23 protein-coding genes are annotated in these 20,613 nt (G+C 69.6%); 11 read left to right on the forward strand and 12 right to left on the reverse strand.

The window, feature by feature from the left end; translation table 11 throughout:
• Positions 1 to 67: 67 nt before the first annotated feature.
• From ON41_RS28075 to ON41_RS28090, 4 genes are all read right to left on the reverse strand, one after another.
• Positions 68 to 1,408: an amidohydrolase family protein gene (locus ON41_RS28075; RefSeq protein WP_040750936.1), complete on the reverse strand. Its 1,341-nt coding sequence runs from the start codon at positions 1,406 to 1,408 to the stop codon at positions 68 to 70.
• A gap of 136 nt (positions 1,409 to 1,544) precedes the next feature.
• Positions 1,545 to 2,666, reverse strand: coding sequence for a winged helix DNA-binding domain-containing protein (locus ON41_RS28080; RefSeq protein WP_040750938.1), 1,122 nt, complete (start codon positions 2,664 to 2,666; stop codon positions 1,545 to 1,547).
• Positions 2,663 to 3,634: a phosphotransferase enzyme family protein gene (locus ON41_RS28085; protein WP_157185649.1), complete on the reverse strand. Its 972-nt coding sequence runs from the start codon at positions 3,632 to 3,634 to the stop codon at positions 2,663 to 2,665. Before ON41_RS28085 ends, ON41_RS28080 begins: the two co-directional genes overlap by 4 nt.
• 145 nt (positions 3,635 to 3,779) lie before the next feature.
• Complete coding sequence (locus tag ON41_RS28090; protein WP_040750940.1) at positions 3,780 to 4,754, reverse strand: NADPH:quinone oxidoreductase family protein; 975 nt, start codon at positions 4,752 to 4,754, stop codon at positions 3,780 to 3,782.
• A 119-nt stretch (positions 4,755 to 4,873) separates the two neighbouring features.
• Between ON41_RS28090 and ON41_RS28095 the strand changes: the two genes are divergently transcribed.
• The 3 genes from ON41_RS28095 to ON41_RS28105 all read left to right on the forward strand — a co-directional run bounded on the left by ON41_RS28095 (position 4,874) and on the right by ON41_RS28105 (position 7,297).
• The gene (locus ON41_RS28095) at positions 4,874 to 5,194 is read left to right on the forward strand and encodes a WXG100 family type VII secretion target (RefSeq protein ID WP_040750942.1); all 321 of its coding nucleotides are present in this window, start codon (positions 4,874 to 4,876) and stop codon (positions 5,192 to 5,194) included.
• Positions 5,191 to 6,360: a lytic transglycosylase domain-containing protein gene (locus ON41_RS28100; protein WP_040750944.1), complete on the forward strand. Its 1,170-nt coding sequence runs from the start codon at positions 5,191 to 5,193 to the stop codon at positions 6,358 to 6,360. Before ON41_RS28095 ends, ON41_RS28100 begins: the two co-directional genes overlap by 4 nt.
• Before the next feature lie 163 nt (positions 6,361 to 6,523).
• Positions 6,524 to 7,297, forward strand: coding sequence for an acyl-[acyl-carrier-protein] thioesterase (locus ON41_RS28105; protein WP_040750945.1), 774 nt, complete (start codon positions 6,524 to 6,526; stop codon positions 7,295 to 7,297).
• A gap of 192 nt (positions 7,298 to 7,489) precedes the next feature.
• On the opposite strand, the gene ON41_RS28110 is transcribed toward ON41_RS28105, so the two are convergent.
• Positions 7,490 to 9,157 carry an FAD-dependent oxidoreductase gene (locus tag ON41_RS28110; RefSeq protein WP_040750948.1) on the reverse strand — a complete coding sequence of 556 codons (1,668 nt, stop codon included), beginning with the start codon at positions 9,155 to 9,157 and terminating at the stop codon, positions 7,490 to 7,492.
• Between the two features lie 190 nt (positions 9,158 to 9,347).
• On the opposite strand from ON41_RS28110, the gene ON41_RS28115 reads away from it, so the two are divergent.
• Positions 9,348 to 9,839: a SixA phosphatase family protein gene (locus ON41_RS28115; protein WP_040750949.1), complete on the forward strand. Its 492-nt coding sequence runs from the start codon at positions 9,348 to 9,350 to the stop codon at positions 9,837 to 9,839.
• Here ON41_RS28115 and ON41_RS28120 read toward each other — a convergent pair.
• A complete protein-coding gene (locus tag ON41_RS28120; RefSeq protein WP_040750951.1) occupies positions 9,836 to 10,036 on the reverse strand; it encodes a hypothetical protein in 201 nt (66 codons plus the stop codon). The two genes, ON41_RS28115 and ON41_RS28120, sit on opposite strands and share 4 nt — an antisense overlap.
• Before the next feature lie 58 nt (positions 10,037 to 10,094).
• Here ON41_RS28120 and ON41_RS28125 point away from each other — a divergent pair, with 58 nt between their 5' ends.
• Together ON41_RS28125 and ON41_RS28130 are read left to right on the forward strand one after the other, a co-directional pair.
• Complete coding sequence (locus ON41_RS28125) at positions 10,095 to 10,463, forward strand: VOC family protein (protein ID WP_040750953.1); 369 nt, start codon at positions 10,095 to 10,097, stop codon at positions 10,461 to 10,463.
• A gap of 67 nt (positions 10,464 to 10,530) precedes the next feature.
• Entirely contained in the window at positions 10,531 to 10,977 is a 447-nt protein-coding gene (locus ON41_RS28130; RefSeq protein ID WP_051162666.1) for a MerR family transcriptional regulator, read from the forward strand.
• A gap of 13 nt (positions 10,978 to 10,990) precedes the next feature.
• Here ON41_RS28130 and ON41_RS28135 read toward each other — a convergent pair whose 3' ends face one another.
• On the reverse strand, positions 10,991 to 11,749 hold the full coding sequence (locus tag ON41_RS28135) for a dioxygenase family protein (RefSeq protein ID WP_040751106.1): 759 nt from the start codon (positions 11,747 to 11,749) through the stop codon (positions 10,991 to 10,993).
• A 69-nt stretch (positions 11,750 to 11,818) separates the two neighbouring features.
• A complete protein-coding gene (locus ON41_RS28140) occupies positions 11,819 to 12,442 on the reverse strand; it encodes a GTP cyclohydrolase II (protein ID WP_040751107.1) in 624 nt (207 codons plus the stop codon).
• Between the two features lie 67 nt (positions 12,443 to 12,509).
• Between ON41_RS28140 and ON41_RS28145 the strand changes: the two genes are divergently transcribed.
• The 3 genes from ON41_RS28145 (at position 12,510) to ON41_RS28155 (ending at position 14,427) form a co-directional block, all read left to right on the forward strand.
• Complete coding sequence (locus tag ON41_RS28145; protein ID WP_040751108.1) at positions 12,510 to 12,971, forward strand: MarR family winged helix-turn-helix transcriptional regulator; 462 nt, start codon at positions 12,510 to 12,512, stop codon at positions 12,969 to 12,971.
• A 147-nt stretch (positions 12,972 to 13,118) separates the two neighbouring features.
• Positions 13,119 to 13,430, forward strand: coding sequence for a GNAT family N-acetyltransferase (locus ON41_RS28150; RefSeq protein ID WP_040750956.1), 312 nt, complete (start codon positions 13,119 to 13,121; stop codon positions 13,428 to 13,430).
• A 19-nt stretch (positions 13,431 to 13,449) separates the two neighbouring features.
• Positions 13,450 to 14,427: a pirin family protein gene (locus tag ON41_RS28155; RefSeq protein WP_040750958.1), complete on the forward strand. Its 978-nt coding sequence runs from the start codon at positions 13,450 to 13,452 to the stop codon at positions 14,425 to 14,427.
• 221 nt (positions 14,428 to 14,648) lie between these two features.
• Here the strand turns inward: ON41_RS28155 and ON41_RS28160 are convergent, their stop codons facing one another.
• Positions 14,649 to 15,524 carry a helix-turn-helix transcriptional regulator gene (locus ON41_RS28160; RefSeq protein WP_040750960.1) on the reverse strand — a complete coding sequence of 292 codons (876 nt, stop codon included), beginning with the start codon at positions 15,522 to 15,524 and terminating at the stop codon, positions 14,649 to 14,651.
• 101 nt (positions 15,525 to 15,625) lie between these two features.
• Here ON41_RS28160 and ON41_RS28165 point away from each other — a divergent pair, with 101 nt between their 5' ends.
• Positions 15,626 to 16,633: an aldo/keto reductase gene (locus ON41_RS28165; protein WP_040750962.1), complete on the forward strand. Its 1,008-nt coding sequence runs from the start codon at positions 15,626 to 15,628 to the stop codon at positions 16,631 to 16,633.
• 4 nt (positions 16,634 to 16,637) lie between these two features.
• On the opposite strand, the gene ON41_RS28170 is transcribed toward ON41_RS28165, so the two are convergent.
• Both ON41_RS28170 and ON41_RS28175 read right to left on the reverse strand, forming a co-directional pair.
• Positions 16,638 to 17,114 (reverse strand): PaaI family thioesterase, encoded by a 477-nt coding sequence (locus ON41_RS28170; protein ID WP_040750964.1) that lies wholly within the window; start codon positions 17,112 to 17,114, stop codon positions 16,638 to 16,640.
• A gap of 87 nt (positions 17,115 to 17,201) precedes the next feature.
• Positions 17,202 to 17,915, reverse strand: coding sequence for a TetR/AcrR family transcriptional regulator (locus ON41_RS28175; protein ID WP_040750965.1), 714 nt, complete (start codon positions 17,913 to 17,915; stop codon positions 17,202 to 17,204).
• Positions 17,916 to 17,982: 67 nt separating this feature from the next.
• Here ON41_RS28175 and ON41_RS28180 point away from each other — a divergent pair, with 67 nt between their 5' ends.
• Complete coding sequence (locus tag ON41_RS28180; RefSeq protein WP_040750967.1) at positions 17,983 to 19,533, forward strand: FAD-dependent monooxygenase; 1,551 nt, start codon at positions 17,983 to 17,985, stop codon at positions 19,531 to 19,533.
• Here ON41_RS28180 and ON41_RS28185 read toward each other — a convergent pair.
• Positions 19,518 to 20,537: a glycerophosphodiester phosphodiesterase family protein gene (locus ON41_RS28185; RefSeq protein WP_063709967.1), complete on the reverse strand. Its 1,020-nt coding sequence runs from the start codon at positions 20,535 to 20,537 to the stop codon at positions 19,518 to 19,520. The two genes, ON41_RS28180 and ON41_RS28185, sit on opposite strands and share 16 nt — an antisense overlap.
• Positions 20,538 to 20,613: the final 76 nt, after the last annotated feature.

Consider the following 20,613-nt stretch of genomic DNA (forward strand, 5'->3'; position numbering starts at 1 on the left):
GGCTTGAACTCAGTATCTCGCCGAGTGATTACATGCAGTCGAAGGGAGATTTCCAATTAGTTACGAGCTATTGCATGTTGCTCAGTTGCTTGACCAGATCCGCCTCGGAGATCCGGGTACTGCGCCCGTCGCGGATCACGGCCTCCCCGGCCACCCACACTGTGTCCACCACCCGCGCGGACGCGGCGGTCAGCAGCACCGCACCGGGATCGCGCACCGGCAGGCAGGCGAAGTCGCGATCGAAGCGGATGAGCGTCAGATCCCCGAGATCGCCGTCCGCCAGCCCGGTCGGCGCCTCGGGCCGGCCCAGCGCGACCTCGGCGCCCCGGGTCGCCATCCGCATCATGTCCTCGAACCCCAGCACGTCGGCGCTGGTGTGCGCGACGCGTTGCAGGTAGGCGCCGATTCGCAGCGCGAGCAGCATGTCCTGGGTGTCGTTGCTCGCCGCGCCGTCGACGCCGAGACCCACGTCCACGCCCGCGCGCAGCAGCTGCGGCACCGGCGCGACGCCGCTGCCGAGACGCATATTGCTCAGCGGGTTGTAGGAGACCGCCACGTCCCGATCCGCGAGCAGGTGGCGGGCGTACTCGTCGAGGTGGCAGCAGTGCACCGCTAGCGTGCGCGGGCCGAGCAGGCCGCCCTGATCGAGGTAGTCGACCGCCGGGCGGCCGGTGTGCAACCGGCACATGTCGTCGTCGGTCGTGGTCTCCGACAGGTGGATCGAGATCGTCTTCCCGGTGCGCCGGGCGTAGTCCGCGACCGCCGTCATGCCGTCGGGCGTCAGGCAGCGCGGATTCGGCACGGCCAGGGCGGTGGTGATCCGCGTCCCGTCGAGGCGGTGGTCGAGCGCGTCGATGTGATCGAAAACCGTTGGCAGCGGCTGCATCAGACGCGGATCGAGGCCCCAGCGCCGGGTGGCGTCGGCGCGATCGGCGACGCCGCGCCCGAAGATCACCCGGATACCGAGTTCGGCCAGCGCGCTCAGCGCCGCCTCGTGCACGTCCTCGGAGGGGTTCGGCCACATGTGTTCCACGACCGTGGTGACCCCGCCGCGCAGCAGTTCCAGCCCGCCGGCGAGCGCGGCCAGATAGGTCTGTTCGGGCGTGGCGGCCACGGTGTGCTCGCCCACGCAGCGCAGCCAGTCCAGCAGCGGCAGCCCCTCACCGGCGCCGCGCAGGATCGACTGTTGCAGGTGGGTATGGGTATTCACGAAGCCGGGCAGCAGGTGGCCGCCGCGGCCGTCGACGATCGGCAGTGGCGATCCGGAACCCGCGCCGGGACCGATAGCGGTGACGATGCCGTCCTCGACGACGACATCGCAGCCGGGCAGCCAGCGCGGACCCGTATCGGTGGCGGCGTAGACGGTGGTGTCGGAGACGACGACGGACTGCGGGCGGTTGCGCACCATGCGGCATTCCTCTCGGAAACGCGGCTGGTTCGCCCGCCGGATCAGCGGTGCCTGTCGTCCGTTTCAGCCATGAACGACGTGGCGCAGAGCCTAATAACGGCGTATTTCGCCGCGGTTACGCCGTGTTCCGGTCGTGTCAGGGTTTGAGATCCGCGTCGACCGGGAGGATCTCGACGCTCGGGGCGCGGTCCGGTTCCAGGAAGGCCAGCAGGGCAGCGCCCTCGGCCTCCACCGCCGATCGCTCGGCCGCGGTCCACGCGCGGCGGGGCACGAGGCGCAGCCGGGCTCGCTCGCGGTCGGTGAAGATCTTGTAGACGCCCGCGAGGTAACCGTCGACCAGGACCGGCGAGACCTGGGTCGCCATGCGCTGCAGCGGCGCCGGGGCGCCGTCCGGGATGATCCGGGCGCGGTCCTGGTGGGACAGGTAGAGATTGTCGTACCAGCCGAGGAAGCGGACGGGCGCGGGCACGTCGGGGTCGGTGAGTTCGGCGTCGGCGGCGTCGTAGAGGGTGCGACCGCGCTCGTCGGTGTAGGTGCGGACGCGATCGCCGAGCCGGTCGACCGCCTCCTTGATGCCCAGCAGTCTGGACCAGGTCTGCACGTCCATGGTGGCGGCCGGGCCGAAGGCGCGCAGATAGCGAATGACCAACTCTTCCAGCGGATATCCGGGATCGAGCGGCGTGCCCAGCCAGGGTTCGATGCGGGACCAGACCGGGCGGCTGTTGTTCTTCCACAGGCCGCGCGGCGGCGTCTGGAGGACGGGCAGCTGGTACAGCCAGGTCTGCGTCACCGCGCCCGGATCGCGGTCGGGGAACTCCTCGGCCGCACGGATTCTCAGGTCCGCCGCCGACATCGGCTCGTCGCCCAGCGCCTTCTCCCCGCTGCGGCGCACCGTCTCGGGGTCGAGGCCGACCATCGCGCCGTAGTTGAAACCCTTACGGAAGGGCGCCTTCTCGAGTTCGGGCTGGATGTGCGGGGCGATGCGCACGGCGTCGGCGGCCGTCACGAGGTGAATCGTGCCGCGCATCAGCGTGATTCGCACCAGCGACCGGTCCAGCAGACCGGAGGACACCGCGTCGTGGTCGAAATCCGCTATCCGGCTCCACAATCCGATGAACGGCGGCGGTACATCCTGGGCCTGCAGGCCGACCAGGTACTCGCACATCCGCGGCACCGTCAGCGCCGACCGTTCCAGCAGGTGCTGACGGGCCAGCAGCGTCCGGTTCAGCGTTCGATTCGAGACGACATCGGCTGTCATGACGGCCTTTCGGAGAGCGGCGCGGTGGTGGCCATGCGGGAGACGACCTCGCACAGGCCGTTCCAGGATTCGGTGTCGTCGGCGGAGCCGGTGTGCGGGCGGCGGAAGCGGTGGACGTACTCGGCGGCGTCGGTGAGATCCCAGCGCCTGCGGTACAACTCGATCAGAGCGGGGTCGGGGGTCACGCCGGTGGCCGCCGCGTAGGCGCGCCAGAGCGATCCGTCGCCCGGATCGAGGTCCCACAGATCACGTTCCGGCGGGGCGAGACGTGCTGTGTCCCAATCGATGAGCCGCCATCCCCCGGCCGTCCGCACGGTGTTGCCCGCGTGAGGTTCGCCGTGGGTGACGACGAGGCGTGGACGACTCCTGCGGGCCGCGGCGACCAGGTCGTCGTAGCGCGCCCACGCCGCCTGGATCGCCTGCTCGTTGTCCGCCAGCAGGTCGGCCGTCGCCGCGGCGTACGGTCCGGCGTCCGCCCTCGGGGCGCAGGCGAACTCGTCGCGGTAGGCGATGCCGAAGTCGTCGGTGAGCGCCGCGTCCGGAGGGGGTGCCCGGTGGACCGCGACGATCATGTCGAAGACCGCCTGCCGATGCTCCTCGTCGCGGAATTCACCCCAGTCGAACTGGCGTCCCTCGAGCAGCGGGTAGCAGGCCACCGCGAATCGCTCTCCGGCACAGGCGATCACCTCGCCATCGATACCCCGAATCGGCGCGACCACGAAATCCAGCCCCGCGTCCCGCAGACCCCGGGCGGTCCCCAGCGCCGCTCGCAAACGCTCGAATTCCTGCGCCGGATCCCCGGTTTCGTCCACCGTCACGAACCAGCGTTGACCGTCCGGCCCGGCAACCCGCCAGTGATGGCTGCCGAACCCCAGCGGCACGTACTCCAGCGCCGCCACCTCGATCGCCCACTGCGCGCCCAGCACAGCAACCAACGCGTCCTCGGGCAAATCGGGCGGCGTCAACATGCCTCGCAGCATAGGTCGGCGGTCCGACAGCTACGTAACAGTTTTCGCCGCCCATCTACTCACCGGCGACCCAACCACGTACTCACCGGCGGGCCCAACCACATTTCCCGGCATGCTCTTGGCCGGGATCCCTACACCACCGCACTCACCGAACGGCGACGACGACCTTGCCCTTCGCCGTGCGGTTGTCCAGGGAGGACACCGCGGCGGCGGTCTGCTCGAGGGGGTAGATCTCCGGCCGCGGCGGGGCGATCTTGCCCGAGGCGAGCAGCGGTTCCACCTCGGCCCACTGTTCCTGCAGGTAGCCGGGGTGGGTCAGGACCCATTCGCCCCAGGCCGCGCCGACCACCTCGACATTGCGCAGCAGCAGCCGGTTCACCTTCACCGTCGGGATCTCGCCCGCGGTGAAGCCGACCACCAGCAGGCGGCCCGCCGGCGCGAGCGAACGGATGCTGTCGGTGAAGCGGTCGCCGCCGACCGGATCGAGCACGATGTCGACCCCGCGGCCCTCGGTCAGCTCCTTGACCGCGGCCAGCCAGCCCTCGGTGAGGACCACGTCGGTGGCGCCGTTGGCCCGCGCGACCTCCGCCTTCTCCTCGGTGCTCACCACCGCGATCACCCGGCCCGCGCCCAGCGCCCGCGCCATCCGCAGCGTCGAGGTCCCGACGCCGCCGGCCGCGCCGTGCACCAGCACCGTTTCGCCCTCGGCCAGGCGGCCCCGGTTGCGCAGGCAGAAGTGCACGGTCAGATCGTTGAACACGATTCCGGCCCCGGCCTCGAGCGAGATGTTGTCCGGGAGTTTGAACACCATCTGCGGAGTCGTCACCGCCACCTCGGCTACGGCATTGCCCAGCATCGTCAGCGCGATGACGCGATCACCGGGCCGCACGTGCGCGTCCTCGGGCGCCGACCGCACCACGCCGGCGACCTCGCCGCCCACGACGAACGGCACATCGGGCTTCATCTGGTACTGCCCGCGCGTCATCAGCACGTCGGGGAACGCCACCCCTGCCGCGTGGACATCGATGACCACGCCGCCCGGATAGGACACCGGTTCCGGGATCTCCACGACCTCGATGGCTTCCGGCCCCTCGAGCTTGCTCACCTGGGCTGCACGCATGAATCGACCTTCCTGTCGGGGCTCTCGCCAACAAGTTAACCGGTCTTCGCATGTGCCTGTCCACGGGACCGGTCTTTGCTAAGCTCAGGGCCGCTGAGCTGAGCTGGTGAGGGGGACTCATGGCCGGACCGAACGATCCGCAGGCGCCCGCGATGCGCGTGGATGTCGGTGCGCTACAAACGTTCGCGAACAACCTGCGTGGTGAGGCGACGAGTATCGGCAGCCTGCAGTCCGGCCTCGCCGACGCCGCCGGTGCGCTACCCGGCACCCAGTGGAGCGCCACCTGCGGTCAGGCCAAGGACAGCGTCGACAACGCGCTCCACCGCATCGGCGACCGCCTCACGAAGGTCGCCGACAGCGTGCAGAACGCCGGCAAGGCGCTCGAACTCACCGATCAGGAACTCCGCGACAAGCTGGCGAAGATCGGACTCCGGTCATGACACTGTCGATCCCCGATGTCGCGAGCTGGCAGCCCGATCAGCTGACCACCTCGTCCACCGCCGTCGGCAAGCTGAGCACCGACCTCGATCAGGCGATCCTCGACGGCGTCACCAAGACCCAGCAACTCGGCGACGAGAACAAGTGGGACGGGGCCGCCGCGGGCGCCGCCAACGACCGGATGAATACCGAGAAGTCACGCGCCTCCGCGGTCAGCCAGGCCCTGCTCGAACTGCAGACAGCCCTGAGCCAGCAGGTCGAGAACCTGAACAACGCCAAGAAGGCCGTCACCGATGCCCGCGACCGGGCCCTGCATCCCGCCGAGACCCCGCCGCCCGACGGCTTCGAGGTCGCGGACAACGGCGTGGTGACGGCGAACGCCCGAAAAGCCTACTGGGACAATCAATCCGGCCTGCGACAGGACGAGAAGGACAAGAACAAGCTCGACGAGGACGTGAAGGCGGGCATTCACCAGAGCGAGATCACCAACGCCCTCAAACAGGCCGAAATCGTGGCCGAGGCGGCGGTACTGGCGGTGAACACCGCGAAGGGGAAGGTGGATCAGGCCTACGCCGGGCTCGGCGACCCGGTGACCGGCGCCGGCGGCGTCACGCCCGCACCCGCACCCGTCGCTCCCGCCGCGGTCTCCGCCCCGCCCGCCGCGGACACGCCGCGGCCGCACTCGGGCAGCCCCGCCTACCAGCCGGTGAGCAACTCGCACGGCGGTGGCACCAGCTACTCCGGCAGTTCGCACAGCGGGACCTCGATGTCGGGTGGATCCTCGGGCGGACCGGTCGGCCCGATGCCCACCGGCACCCAGGCGGAGTGGATCAAGGAGGCCATCCGGGTCCTGCGCGAACAGGGCTACGACGTCAAGGACTCCGACGCCGCGATCATCGCGGCCATCATCGAGCACGAGTCCGGCGGCAACCCGCACGCGATCAACAACTGGGACAGCAACGCCGCCGCGGGCCACCCGTCCAAGGGCCTCATGCAAACCATCGACAGCACCTTCAACAGCTACAAAGTCGCCGGTCACGACGATATCTGGAACCCTGTGGACAACATCATCGCCGCCTCCCGCTACTCCATCGACCGGTACGGCTCCCTCAGTAGCGTCCCGGGCATCGCGGCGATGCGCGGGGGTGGCGGATACGTCGGCTACTGACCGGCATACCTGCCGCACGACGTCGGTCGGTGTGGTCGGACAGGTCGTCCGTTACGTGTGAGTAGAACCATCTCGGCGTCGCGGTGTGACATGAGACCCGTAAAGTCATGTCACAGACAGCACGCAAGAGAACGCGGCACACCGTGCAGCGCGAGGAGCACCAGTGTCACTCGATCAGCCACTCGCCCCGCTTCCCCAGGAGGGCTTGGGCTTCGCTTCGGCGTGGCCCGTGCGGGCTGGCGACGTAGATCCGTACAGCCGGCTGCGCCTGGATGCCGCGGCCCGCTATCTGCAGGACATCGCCTGGGAGGACTTGCAGGCGAGCTTCTTCCATCGCACCGATCCGAGCTGGATCGTGCGCCGCACCGTGATCGATGTGGTGCGGCCGATCGTGTGGCCCGACCGCGTCCGGTTGCTGCGCTGGTGCTCGGCGCTGTCGACCCGCTGGACGAATATGCGGGTGCAGATCACCAGCGACAACGGCGGCCTGATCGAGACCGAGGGCTTCTGGATCAAGATCAACGAGTCGACCAATATGCCCACCCGGATCAGCGACGAGGGCATGGCCTACCTGGCCCGCACCACCGGTGAGCACCGCCTGCGCTGGCGGCCGTGGCTCACCGACGCCACCCCGCCGGAATCGGATACCGACCTGCCGTTTCCGGTGCGCACCACGGATATCGACGAGTACAACCACGTCAACAACGCCGTGTACTGGCAGGCGGTCGAGCACTTCCTGGTCGACTTCCCGAAGCTCGTGGCCGGGCCGCACCGGGCGGTCATCGAGTACAACGCGCCCGTGCTGTCGCGCCAGCACATCAGCGTGCGCAGCCGCTACGAGCCGGGTGACCGGACGGGGAGTCCGGTGTTGCGGCTGTGGTTCGTGGTCGGAGGGGTTACGACGACGGTCGTGCGCGTTGGGCCGTTGACTGCCTGATCCCTGCCCCGGCCGCGAGGCGGCCGAGGCAGGGAAAGGAAATAGGCGGCCGACACAGGGAAAGGGTTGGGCCTTGCGGCCTTTCGGAGGTGCTACCCCTGTGCGGCCTTCGGAGGCGCTCCCCCGTACGACCTTCAGAGGCGCTCCCCCCGTACGGCCTTCGGAGGTACTCCCCGGGCGGCTTCGGGGGTGCTAGCCCCGGGCGGCCTTGAGTAGGTCCTCGCGGGTGGTGAGTTTTACTCGGGGGCGGCCGCCGGACTTGCCGGCCGAGCGTTCGGCGGTGTCGATGGCCTTCCAGCCCTCGCGGCCGACCAGGTCGGGCTGGCGTTCGGCCAGGAGGGCCTTGAGGGCGGCTCGGTCGCCCTCGGGGGCGGCCAGTTTCCCGGCGATGAAGTCGTCGATCAGGCGCTCGACGGTCTCCTGGGCATCGATCCGGTTGGAGCCGATGACTCCGCGCGGGCCGCGCTTGATCCAGCCCGAGACGTACACGCCGGGGACGTGGGCCGCGTCGGCGACCACCCGGCCGTGCTCGTTCGGGACCACCCCGGCGGCATCGTCGAAGGGCAGATCGGCGACCGGCTCACCGCGGTAGCCGATGGACCGCAGCACCAGCGAGGCCGGCACCGATTCCGTCCGGTCGGTGGCGCGGGCGGCCAGGCGGCCGTTGTCCGAGTACAGCTCGTTGTGCACGAACTCCACGCCCTCGACGTGCTCGGAACCCGTGACGGCCGTGGGCGAGGCGAGGTACCGGAATACGATGCGCTTGTTCTCCGGATTCGGCGTCTTGGCCGCGTACTCCTGCGCGAGTTCGTATTTCAGCCGCAGCGACGGCTCGATATCCGGATCGTCCAGCAGCGCACGGCTTTCCGGATCCAGTTCCAGCTCGGCCGGATCGATGATCACATCGATCCCCTTCAGATACCCGAGCGCCAGGAATTCCGGCGAGGTGTAGGCCGCCTGCAGCGGACCGCGACGGCCCAGCACCACGACCTCGCGAATATTGCTGGCGCGCAACGCGTCCAGGGCGTGGTCGGCGATATCGGTCTTGGCCAGATCGTCCGGATCCAGGGTCAGCACCCGCGCCACGTCCAGGGCCACGTTGCCGTTGCCGACGATGACCGCACGCTCGCCCGACAGGTCGAAGGTGCGGTCCGCGTAGTCGGGATGGCCGTTGTACCAGGCCACGAACTCGGTCGCGGAGTGGCTGCCGGGCAGATCCTCACCGGGCACGTTCAGCTGCCGGTCGGTGGAGGCGCCGACGGCGTAGATCACCGCGTGGTGGTGGGCCAGCAGTTCGTCGTGCGAGATGTGCTCGCCCACCTCGACATTCAGGTGGTATTGCAGGGTCTCGCGGCGGAACGCGCTCTCGAACATGCCCGACACCGTCTTGGTGCCGGGATGGTCGGGCGCCACGCCGGCGCGCACGAGCCCCCAGGGCGTCGGCAGCCGGTCGAACATCTCCACCTCGACGTCGGCCCGGCGCAACAGCTCGTCGGCCGAGTAGCAGGCCGCGGGGCCCGCGCCGACGATCGCCACGCGCAGGGTGCCGAGGTCCTTCGGCGGACGCACGGGCGTCACCAGCGGGTCGAAGTTCGACTCGAGCGGGTGCCGCTCGAAGTACGTGGCGTTGATATCGCGGAACCGGGCCAGCGAGGCCGTCAGATCGTCCTCGGAGAAGATGGCCTCCACCGGGCAGGCATCCACGCACGCCCCGCAGTCGATGCAGGTATCGGGGTCGATGTAGAGCTGCTCGGTCGTCGCGAACTCGGGTTGCTCCGGAGTGGGACGAATGCAATCGACCGGGCACTCGGGTACGCAGCTGGCGTCGTTGCAACAACGCTGCGTGATCACATAGGCCATATCTCGCAGATCCTCGAAACATCCATGGTCTTCCCCCGCCCGGGGTAGAACGGGGGCCGTGTCACACGTGTCGGCCACGAGCCGATGATGTGACACCACCCATCAGTGTGCCTCGAGAGTGAGCTGCATCTCCGCTCAGGAGGGTGTCGTGCAACACACCACTAGCCGGGTTGCGGCCTACGGTAGGCCTATGGTGCGGACTCTCATCCTCATGCGGCACGGTAAATCGAGCTATCCGCCGGGCGTCGACGACCATGAGCGACCCCTGGCTCCGCGCGGCCGGCGCGAGGCGGGCCTGGCCGGAGACTGGCTACGCGATACGCAGCCACCGATCGACGCGGTGCGATGCTCGGATTCGGTGCGCACCCGCGAGACGCTGGCCGCCACCGGTATCACGGCGCCGGTGGAGTACGAGCGCTCGATCTACGACGCGCCCCCGCACGCACTGATCGACCTCGTGCAACTCGTGGACGACGACGTGCAGACCCTGCTGGTGATCGGCCACGCCCCCGGAATGCCGTGGACGGCCTGGGAACTGGCGGCCAACCGCGACTCGGCGCCGGCCACCGAACTGAGCCGGAAGTTCCCGACCTCGGCGCTGGCCGTCCTGGAGTTCGATCGGCCGTGGGTGCGGGCCGATCCGGGCACGGGCGAGCTGGTGCGCTTCCACGTGCCGCGCTAGCGCAGCAGCTTCCCCCGCACCACGATCACGGCGCCGAACAGGACGAGCAGCACGAGCGCGACGAACCAGTTGGTCAGCGCCCACACCACGCCCAGCACGATGAGCACCGGTACCGCGGCGATCGCGGCGATCACCGGGTTCTCCTTGACCGTCTCCAGGGCAGAACGCGCCCTCATCCGGTCGATCTCTTTGGCCATACGTTCAGGGTAGGCCGGTTCGCCCGTTTCTGTCGGTGCTCGGTGGGAGGCTCTACCCATGGACTGGAAAATCGAACTCGTCGCCATCCCGGTCACGGATGTCGACCGCGCCAAGGAGTTCTACACCCGTATCGGCTTCAACGCCGACCACGACCAAAGCCCCACGGAGGACATCCGTTTCGTCCAGCTCACGCCCCCGGGTTCGGGCTGTTCGATCTGCATCGGCCGCGGCATCACCCCGGCCGCGCCGGGCAGCGTCGTGGGCATGCAGATGGTCGTCCCCAGCGCCGAGGACGCCTACCGGCAGCTGGTCGCCGCGGGCGTCGAGGCCACGCCGGTGAAGGACGAGGGCTGGGGCCTGTTCACCTACTTCGCCGACCCCGACGGCAACAAGTGGGCCGTCCAGGAGCTGCCCGCGCGGAACTGACACAGCACTTGCTTGGAGTGCACTCCAGGTCGGTACCGTCATAGGGGATCAACAGGAGGCGATACCGATGGGTGCTCCCGTACAGCAGGACATCGACCCGATCGAGTACGAGCGGCCGCGCTATTCGATCGGCGAGGCCGCCGAGCGATCGGGGCTGAGCCGCGACACGCTGCGCTGGTACGAGCGGATCGGGTTGATGGACTACGTCGGCCGCGATTCCGGCGGCAAGCGCCGGTTCAGCGACCGCGACCTGGGCTGGCTACACCTGATCAGCTGCCTGCGCCTGACCGGCATGTCGGTCGCCGACATGCTGCACTACGCCGAGCTGGTGCGGGCCGGGGACGCGACCACGCCGCAGCGGTTGCAGATGTTCCGCAAGACCCGCGCCGACGTCCTGGACCGCATCGACGAGCTGAATCAGACCCTGGCCGTCCTGGACCGCAAGATCACGATGTACGAGGGCCGGGTCACCGAGATGACCGTCGCGAGCGAGCCGGTCGTCCAGGGCGTCTGAGCCGCGGCGGCGCTCAGCCCAGCTGGATCGACCGCTTCGCCAGCCCGTACCAGAAGCCGTCGATCACCGTCCGGCGCGACGACAGGTCCGCCTCGCCCGCGCCGAGCGTGACGAACAGCGGCGCGAAATGTTCGATGCGCGGATGCGCCCGGTCCGCGGCGGGCGCGGTGCGCCGGAAGTTCAATAGCGCGTCCACGTCACCGGCGGCCACCGCCTCGCGTCCCCACTCGTCGAACTCCCGCGACCAGTTCGGCGCCTCGTCGACGGCCGCGCCGGGTGTCATCTCCCGCAGGTTGTGGGTGAAGAAGCCGCTGCCGAGGATCAGCACGCCCTCGTCCCGCAGCGGGGCCAGCCTGCGGCCCAGTTCGTACAGGCCCACCGGATCGAGCGTGGGCATCGACAGTTGCAGCACGGGAATGTCCGCGCCCGGGTACATCTCGACCAGCGGCACGTAGGCGCCGTGATCGAGACCCCGGTCCGGCGCCTCGTGCACGGCATCACCGAGCAGTGTGCGCACCTTCGCGGCCAGATCCGGCGCGCCCGGCGCGGGGTAGCGCACGCGGTAGTAGTGCTCGGGGAATCCCCAGAAGTCGTAGACCAGCGGCACCGTGGTCGTCGCGCCGAGCGTGACCGGCGCGTCCTCCCAGTGCGCCGACACCACGAGAACGGCCGTGGGCCTGGGCAATTCGGCCGACCATGCGGCGAGCTGGCCCGGCCACAGCGGATCGTCGGCCAGCGGCGGAGCGCCGTGGCTGACGTAGAGGGCGGGCATCCGGCCCGCCGCCTCGGTATGCGGCACGATTCCTCCTCGACGACGGCCGCCTGCCGGCGGCGGGTGCGGTCAGCCGATCAACCGGATGGTGTGCCCGGTGTGGTCGGCCTTCGCGCGCAGGTACCGCACGTTGTCGGGAGTCGCGTGCACTCCCGTCGGCAGCGTCTCGCGCACCCGGATGCCCAGCGCCCGCAGCTGGCGCGGCTTGTCCGGATTGTTGGTCAGCAGATCCACCTCGACGAGGCCGAGGCCGGTCAGCATCTGGGCGGCGGCGGTGTAGTCGCGGCCGTCCTCGGGCAGGCCCAGCGCGGTATTGGCCTGGTAGGTGTCGAGGCCCGCGTCCTGGAGCGCGTAGGCGTCGAGCTTGTTGTACAGGCCGATGTCCCGGCCCTCCTGGCGCAGATACAGCAGGACCCCGCCGACGCCCTCGATGCGCTCCACCGCCTCGCGCAGTTGCGGTCCGCAGTCGCAGCGGGCCGATCCGAAGACGTCGCCGGTGAGGCACTCCGAATGCAGCCGGACCAGCGGCGTGCGATCGAGTGACAGCTCGCCGAGAATCAGGGCGAGATGTTCCCTGCCGTCGTCGAGCCCGGCGAAGGTGACCGCCTCGGCGGTGGTCGAGTAACCGTCGCCGAAGGTGAGCGGTATCCGGACGCGGGTGCGTACGCTGCCGCCACTGTGACTGCCGTTCATGTTCAAATTTGAACAGCAGGCGGGCGACGGTTATTCCACTTCGAAGGAATCCCGGTAACCTGGGATGATGGCTGATCCGCGCTGGCTCGACGAGGAGGAGCGGCGGGCGTGGATGGCCTTTCTCACCGCCGCCGGATCGCTGAACCGGCGGCTGGATCAGCAGCTCGAGCGCGACGCCGGGCTGTCGCACCTGCAGTACGAGATCCTGGTCCGGCTCGCGGACGCCCCCGACCGCGAACTCCGGATGAGCGAACTCGCCTCCGCCCTGGTGGATTCGCGGAGCAAACTCACCTATCAGATCGATCGGCTCGAGCAGTCCGGGCTGGTCCGGCGGCGGCAGTGCCCGACCGATATGCGCGCGGTCTACGCCGTGCTCACCGAGGCCGGGCAGCGCGCGCTGGAGCGGGCCGCGCCGGGACATGTCGCCGCCGTTCGTGAGCTGTTCTTCGACGTGCTGACGCCGGACCAGCTGAGCGCGATCGCCGACGGTCTGAGCCAGGTCAACAGGCGGCTGTCGACCGGCCGCTGACCGGCCACACGACTCGAGCGAACCGTGCAACACCCGGTTACGATTCCCCCGATATGCAATCTCCCGACGCCGATGCCCCGCATCCGGATCGAGACGCGGCGCGAGTAGCGGGCAGCCGGTGCCGGGCGCGGAAGGAGAACTGAGGCAATGACCGAGCAGGCCGTGACCACGGCCGTCGTCCGCAACGACGCGCAGCATCGCTACGAGGTGTGGTACGGGGACAAGCTGGCCGGATTCGCCGAATACCGGGAGCGCGACACCGACACCGTCTTCATCCACACCGAAATCGACAGCGCGTTCGGCGGCAAGGGACTGGGCAGCATCCTGGCCCGCGACGCGATCACGGACGTGATCGCGCGTGGCCGCGCCGTGGTGCCCCGCTGCGCGTTCATCAAGAGCTGGCTCGACAAGCATCCGGAGTTCGACGAGCACGTGGTCGGAAAGGGCATCCAGCGGTAGGCCCCGGTATCGTGGCACCGTGAGCGACCTGGAGGTTCATCCGGACGAAGCGCTGTGCGAGGCATCTCCCGCACCCGGTCCGCGCGCCGATTCCTACCCGGCGCGGGTGGTACCGCTGGGCGGCGTGCGGGGCGTCACGGTGGAGCGTGTACTTCCCCAGCGCGACCTGCCCACCGTGGGGGCGTGGTGCTTTCTCGACCACTTCGGCTCCCCCGCCGCGAGCGCCGAGCTGCCGCCGGATATCGATCCGCACCCGCACATCGGATTGCAGACGGTCACATGGCCGTTCGAGGGCCGGATCCGCCATCGCGACAGCCTGGGCTCCGATGTGGAGATCGCACCCGGCCAGCTGAATCTGATGACCTCCGGGCGCGGCATCGACCATTCCGAGTACACGGTGCCGGGCGCGCCCGCGGGCCACGGCCTGCAATTCTGGATCGCGTTGCCCGGCAACCGGACCGAGATAGACCCGCACTTCGAACAGCATCGCGACCTGCCGGTGCTGGAGCTGCCGGGCCTGCGCGCCACGGTGCTGCTGGGCTCGCTGGGCACGGCGACCTCGCCGGCCGTCACCTACACCCCGATCGTGGGAGCGGACCTGCGCATCGATCCGGGCGCCGACGTAATCCTCCCGCTGCGAACCGAATTCGAGCACGCCCTGCTGGTGATCGAGGGCGAGGTCGACGCCGCGGGCAACACCACACGCCCCGGCCCCCTGCTGTATCTGGGCAGCGGCCGCGACGAGCTGCGCCTCACCAGCGCGTCCAGGGCGCACGCGGTGCTGATCGGCGGCGAGCCGTTCGGCGAAGACCTGGTGATGTGGTGGAACTTCGTCGGCCGCAGCCACGACGAGATCCTCGCGGCCCGAAACGACTGGGAGAACCACGATCTCACCCGCTTCCCCGATATCGCAGGCCACACCCCCGACCAGCGCATCCCCGCCCCACCCCTCCCCAACCTCCGCCTGAAGCCCCGCAAGCGCCGCCTCGGCAGCTGATCAGCCCGGCACCCCGGCCCGGCACGCTTCCGCAGAGCCTATTTTCGGCGCGCCCGGGCCGCCCCCTTTTTTCCGGCACGCTTTTGGCCGGAATCCACTGCGGCGGCAAGGGATCCCGGCCAAAAGCGTGCCGGGAAATGAGTCGTGTGCATGCCGGGAAATGAGTAGAGCGCACGCCGGGAAATGGGTGGTGCGCACGCTGGAATGACAGAGTCGGCGCTCTAGGGGCTGTCGAGAGTCGCTGCGTCCGAGGAGGTTTCGGCGTCCATGGATTGGGTGCCGATTACTCGCAGGAGGTTCAGTTTCTCCTGGGCGTCGGTGCCGGGGCGGGGGTAGTACATCAGGAGGTACTGGGAGGCGTTCGGGGTTACCAGGGTTTCGCAGACCAGGTCCAGGGAGCCGACCTGGGGGTGGTCGATGCGTTTGGCGTCGCTGACGCGTACGGCCACTTCGTGTTCGGTCCACAGGCGCTCGAATTCGGGGCTGGCGGCGCGCAGGCGGGAGACCAGTTCGGCGACGTCGGGGTCGCCCGCGCGGCGGGCGGCGGTGGCTCGGAGGTCGGCGACGTGCTTGCGGGACATGCGATCCCAGTCCTCCGCGGGGAACCGCCTCCGGTCCCGCGGGTGGGTGAAGCACCGCCACAGCAGGTAGCGATCCATCCCGGTGAAGCTCGTGCAGTCGCCCACCGTGGCGATGTGCATGCGGTTCTGCACCAGGATCTCGCCGAGATCCGACACCACGCAGGCCGGGGTGTCGTCGAGCTTGTCGAGGAGGTAGAGCAGGCCCGGCCCGACGTGCCCGTCGCCGCCGCGGCGATCGGGCGCGGGATGCCCGCACAGGTGGAACAGATGGTCGCGCTCGTCGTCGGTGAAGCGCAGGGCGCGCGCGAGCGAGGTCAGCACCTGCACCGACGGGCGCGGGCCGCGGGCCTGCTCCAGGCGGGTGTAGTAGTCGGTCGACATGCCCGCGAGCAGCGCGACCTCGTCCCGGCGCAGCCCCGGGGTGCGCCGGCGCAGGCCGGGGAGCAGGCCGACGTCCGCCGGCTGCAACTGCTCGCGGCGGCGGCGCAGGAAGTCGGCAAGATCGTCGCGGTCCATGTCTCCACTGTCCTCTCCGGACGGATACCGAGCCAGGGATCGCCGATCCCCCGATAGGCGATCTCTCCCGGACTCCGGGATCCGGCGCGCACGATGTCGGCATGACGACCATCGAGAAAACTCAGCTCGGGGCCACGGGGCCCGTCACCAGCCGCATCGGCCTGGGCGCCATGGGCATGTCCGGACCCTACGGCGCCGCCGACGAGGCGGAGTCCGTCGCCACCGTGCACGCCGCCCTCGACGCCGGCGCGAATCTGGTCGACACCGGCGACTTCTACGGGTTCGGCCACAACGAGTCGCTCGTCGGGCGCGCGCTCGCCGACCGCAAACGCGAGGACTACCTACTCAGCGTGAAGTTCGGCGCGATGCGCGGTCCGGACGGGAGCTGGGGCGGCATAGACGCCCGGCCGACGGCGATGCGCAACTTCCTGGGGTACTCCCTGCAACGCCTGGGCGTCGACTACATCGATATCTACCGCCCGGCCCGCCTGGACCCGGACGTCCCGATCGAGGACACCGTCGGCGCGATCGCGGAGATGGTCGAGGCCGGGTACGTGCGCCACATCGGCCTGTCGGAAGTCGGCGCCGAGACGCTGCGGCGCGCGGCGGCCGTGCACCCGATCGCGGACCTGCAGATCGAGTACTCCCTGATCTCCCGCGGCATCGAGGACCGGATCCTGCCGACGGCCCGCGAGCTCGGCACCGCGATCACCGCCTACGGCGTGCTCTCGCGCGGGCTGCTCAGCGATTCGCTGCGCGGCGGCCGGACCACCTTCGCCTCCGACGACTTCCGCGCGCACAGCCCGCGCTTCCAGGGCGAGAACCTCACGGCCAACCTGCAATTGGTGGAGGCATTGGCGAAGATCGCCGAGCAGCGCCGGGTCAGCGTGGCCCAGCTCGCCATCGCCTGGGTGCTGTCGCGGGGCGCGGATATCGTCCCGGTGGTCGGGGCCCGCCGCGTCGAGCGCTGGACCGAGGCCGCCGCGGCGCTCGACATCCGGCTGTCCGACGACGAGCTGGCGGAGGTCGAGGCCGCCGCCCCGGCCGACCGCGTGGCCGGGACCCGCTACGCCGCGCCGCAGATGGAGATGCTCGACAGCGAGCGCTGACCGGTCAGCGGCGCGGCCGGATCACCGCGGTGAACGAGGCCGCGGCCACGGATTTCCCGGTGCTGTCGGTGATGTCGACCGGTACGTCCAGTTCGATCGGGGTGCGGGCCGCGATATCGGCGCGCGTCCGTTCGATGGTCTCCGCCGACAGCTCGGAGGTCGCGTGGAAGGGTCCGGCCGTGCCCTTGGCGCGGGCCAGATATTCGATCCGGCCGTCGCGGGCGACGATGAACGTCTCCCCCATCAGATCCACGATTCCGGAGATCGAGGCGCCCATCGCCGCGGTCTCCGCCAGTCCGAACAGGATCGCGGCGTGCACATCGCCGTTGTGGTTCAGATGCTCCGGCTTCGGTTCCATCCCCACCACATTGCGACCGGGCCGATACTCGACGCCGTCTATCCCCGCGTACTGCAGGAACCCGAGCTTCTTGAACCCGGCCATCACCAGCTCGCCCAGTTCACCCAGCGCCGCGTTGCCCATCGCCACTCCCTCCAAGTTGAAACACGTTCTAGTTTCATACCCGGGCCACCCCACCCCTGTCCATCGCAGCGCCGTCTACAGGGAGAGCTATTCGGCGGTGAGAGTTGCCGCGAGGCCCGCGAGCAGCGCGGTGAGGCCGAATTCGAAGCGGGCTTCGGCGTCGGGGTCCTCGGCCTCGAGGACGCGGCGGTTGAAGTACGGGTAGCGGCCGGAGTCGACCACCTGGCTGACGTATTGCCCGACCGACATTCGCCACTCGTCCTCGGTCATGCCCGTGCTGCGCTGGGCCTCCAGTTCGGCCAATTCGGTGGCGACGGAACCGATCACGTAGGTGTTGACGGCGTGCACGACCAACGCGGCGCGGGTGGCATCGTTCGCGGCCGCGTCCACCAGGCCGAGCGCGTGATCGGCCTGGCGGATCACATTGGGGCCGAGCGCCGGACGGCGAGTGGCCTGCTGCGCCAGCCACGAATGCCGCAGCAGCAGTGCCCGGAAGTCGCGGGCGTGGGCGGCCGTTCCCGCGCGCCAGTCGCCGGCGGGCTCGGGCAGCGGGATTTCGGCGTACACCGCGTCGACCATCAACTCGATCAGCTCGTCCTTGTTGGCGATGTGGCGGTAGAGCGAGGTCGTGCCGGAGCCCATCTCCGCCGCGATGCGCCGCATGGACAGCGCGTCGATGCCCTCGGCGTCGGCGAGCGCGATGGCGGCGGCCACGATCTTCTCCTCGGTGATGACCGGGCGGCCACCGCGCGCGCGGTCGCGCATCCACACCAGCGTCGCGGGCTGAGACGGAGTCGGCATGGGCACAGCGTACGCGTCGGGTACAGTGTTCCCATATAGGGAACAGCGTTCCCGGTTAGGAGTTCTCATGTCTCATGTGCCGGTCGTCATCGCCGGGGGTGGAACGGTTGGCCTGGCCGCCGCCGTCTTTCTCGGGCAGCACGGGGTGCGATCGCTGGTGGTCGAGCGCCGCGAACGGCCCTCGATCCATCCGCGCGCGCTCGGCATCAGCCCGCGCACGCTGGAGTTCTTCCGCGAGGCCGGATTGCGCGAGGACCTGGCCCGGGTCGCCGTCCGGTCGGCGCAGCCGTGGCGAGCGGAGGCACGCACCGTCGCGGAGATCGACCGGGGCACGGCACGGCAACCGAAACCTCCGGCGGGCCTGGACTTCTCACCCGAGTCGCCGAGCGGGCACTACCCGCAGAACAGGCTCGATTCGGCGTTGCTACCCGCCGCCCGCGAGCGCGGGGCCACCGTCGAATTCGGGGTCGAGGTGACCGAGGTCGCCCAGGACCGCGACTCGGTCGCCGTCACGCTGTCCGACGGACGAGTGGTCCACGCCGACTACCTGATCGGCGCGGACGGGGTGAACAGCACGGTCCGCCGGAAACTGGACATCACCACTACGGGCCCCGGCGAGATCGGACCCACCAATATGAACATCCTGTTCGACGCGGATCTGGTCGCCCATTTCGGCTCGATGCCGGTGATGACTCAGATCGACCACCCGGACGCGCCCGGAGTCCTGCTTGCCGTCGGCGAACAGCGCTGGGCCCTGCACGTCCAGCTGCCGCCCGGCGAGACGACCATGCCGGACCGGCACTGCGCCGACGTGATGCGCACCGCGATCGGCGCGGACGTGCCGGCGCGCCTCGTCAGCGCGATACCGTGGCGGGCGACGGTGCGCATGGCCGACGAATTCCGCAGCGGGCGAAGCTTTCTGGTCGGTGACGCGGCCCGGTCCGTCTCTCCCCTCGGCGCTTTCGGGCTCAATACCGGCGTGGCGGACGCCCACAACCTGGCCTGGAAACTGGCCGCCGTGCTGCGTGGCGAGGCGGGCGACGGGCTGCTGGACACCTATCACACCGAGCGGCACGCGATCGCCGAACTGGTCACTCGCCAGGCCCTGCTCCGCCTGGACAACCCACGCCTGCACTGGGATTCGGACGCGGTGGCCGAGCGTGCGGCGGCCGGGGTGTGGAATGCGCCGATGGTGACCATGGGCTACCGGTACGCGTCGGCCGCGGTGATCGATCCGGTTCTCGCGCTTCCGTCCACCGAGGACGTCGCCGCCGCCCTGGACGGCGCGCCGGGGTCACGCATGCCCCATCTCTGGATCGCTCCCGGCGTATCCACTCTGGACCTCAACGACTCCCGGTTCGCGGTATTGGCCGGGCCACGCGGCGAGGACTGGTGTGAGGCGGCGCGAAAGACGGCCGCCGCCATGGAATTCGACCTGCGCGCCGCCTGCCTGAACGATGCCGCGGCGGCGGCCGTTCATATCGGCGACCGCGGCGCAATCCTCGTGCGACCGGACGGCTTCATCGCCTGGCGCACCGACGCTGCCGCCGATACCGGCGTACTGACCGAGGTGGTCGACACACTGTTGTCCCGGAACGACTCTCACGGCCGAGGATAGGAGGGAGGCAACCGAGACCCACGGTCGGAGAGCACATTTCGCAGCACGTCCGGACGATTGGTGATCATCCCGTCCACGCCGAGATCCAGGAGCGCCGTCATGGTCGCCGGATCGTCGACCGTCCAAGGGATTACGCGCATACCGCGCCGGTGTGCGGCGCGCACCAGATCGGGGGTCGTGAAGGGCCGGCAGCCCGGGTCGCCGATCTTGCCGTCCTGCGGATCACCGTGCACCGGGGACACCGCCGCGGCGCCGAAAGACGCTGCCGCGGCGACGAATTTCTCCTGGAGGAGACCCGGGAAGTCATCGATATCGAGCCCGCCCAGCCACGGTGACGCCCCGGGCTCCCCCGCCCGCAAGAAATCCTGCCCGCTGGTCAGCGCGACCAGGGGCAGTTCGGGCGCCACCTCGCGCATCCGCATCAGCGAACCCCAGTCGAAGCTTTGGACGGTGACCTGCCGCCCGATCCCCGCCCGGCGGATCTCCCGCGCGACTACCTGCACGAACTGCTCTCGCGGCGCGGTCTGCCCGGGTGCGCCGGCCTCCACCTTGGTCTCGATATTCATCATCACCCCGTCGGCGCGATACCGCCGCACCAGATCGAAAACCTCGGAGAGCACAGGCATTCGAGCACCCCCGCAGTCGATGGTGCGCACCTGCGCCAGCGTCAGATCCTTGATGTACACGGTGCCCGGCACGTACGGGAATCTCGGGTCGCCGGGGAAGGCCGGTACGGTATCCACGCACTTCGCCGGGCTAGGATCCCGATCGTGGGTGACCACGGGGAATCCGTCGGCGGTGATCTGCACGTCCAGCTCCAGCGTGCTCACCCCCAGCTCGAGGGCATTGGCGAAGGCGGGCAGGGTGTTCTCCACCGCGAGCCCGAGCCCGCCGCGGTGGGCCTGGAGATCGAACGGTCGCGGGCCGTCGGCCGTGGCCGATCCCGCGGTCACGGCCCCCGCCGCCAGCACCGCCACGATGCCGAGAGCTCGCATACGTCGCATGCGCCCATCGTGCTCGGCGGCGATCGTCGTCGCGGTGACACGCTTCTGAACTCCGCGCGAACTCCTGCGCCGGGGC

Origin of the sequence: Nocardia transvalensis NBRC 15921 (assembly GCF_000308875.1) — a bacterium.
In the GTDB taxonomy this organism is placed as follows: domain Bacteria; phylum Actinomycetota; class Actinomycetes; order Mycobacteriales; family Mycobacteriaceae; genus Nocardia; species Nocardia transvalensis.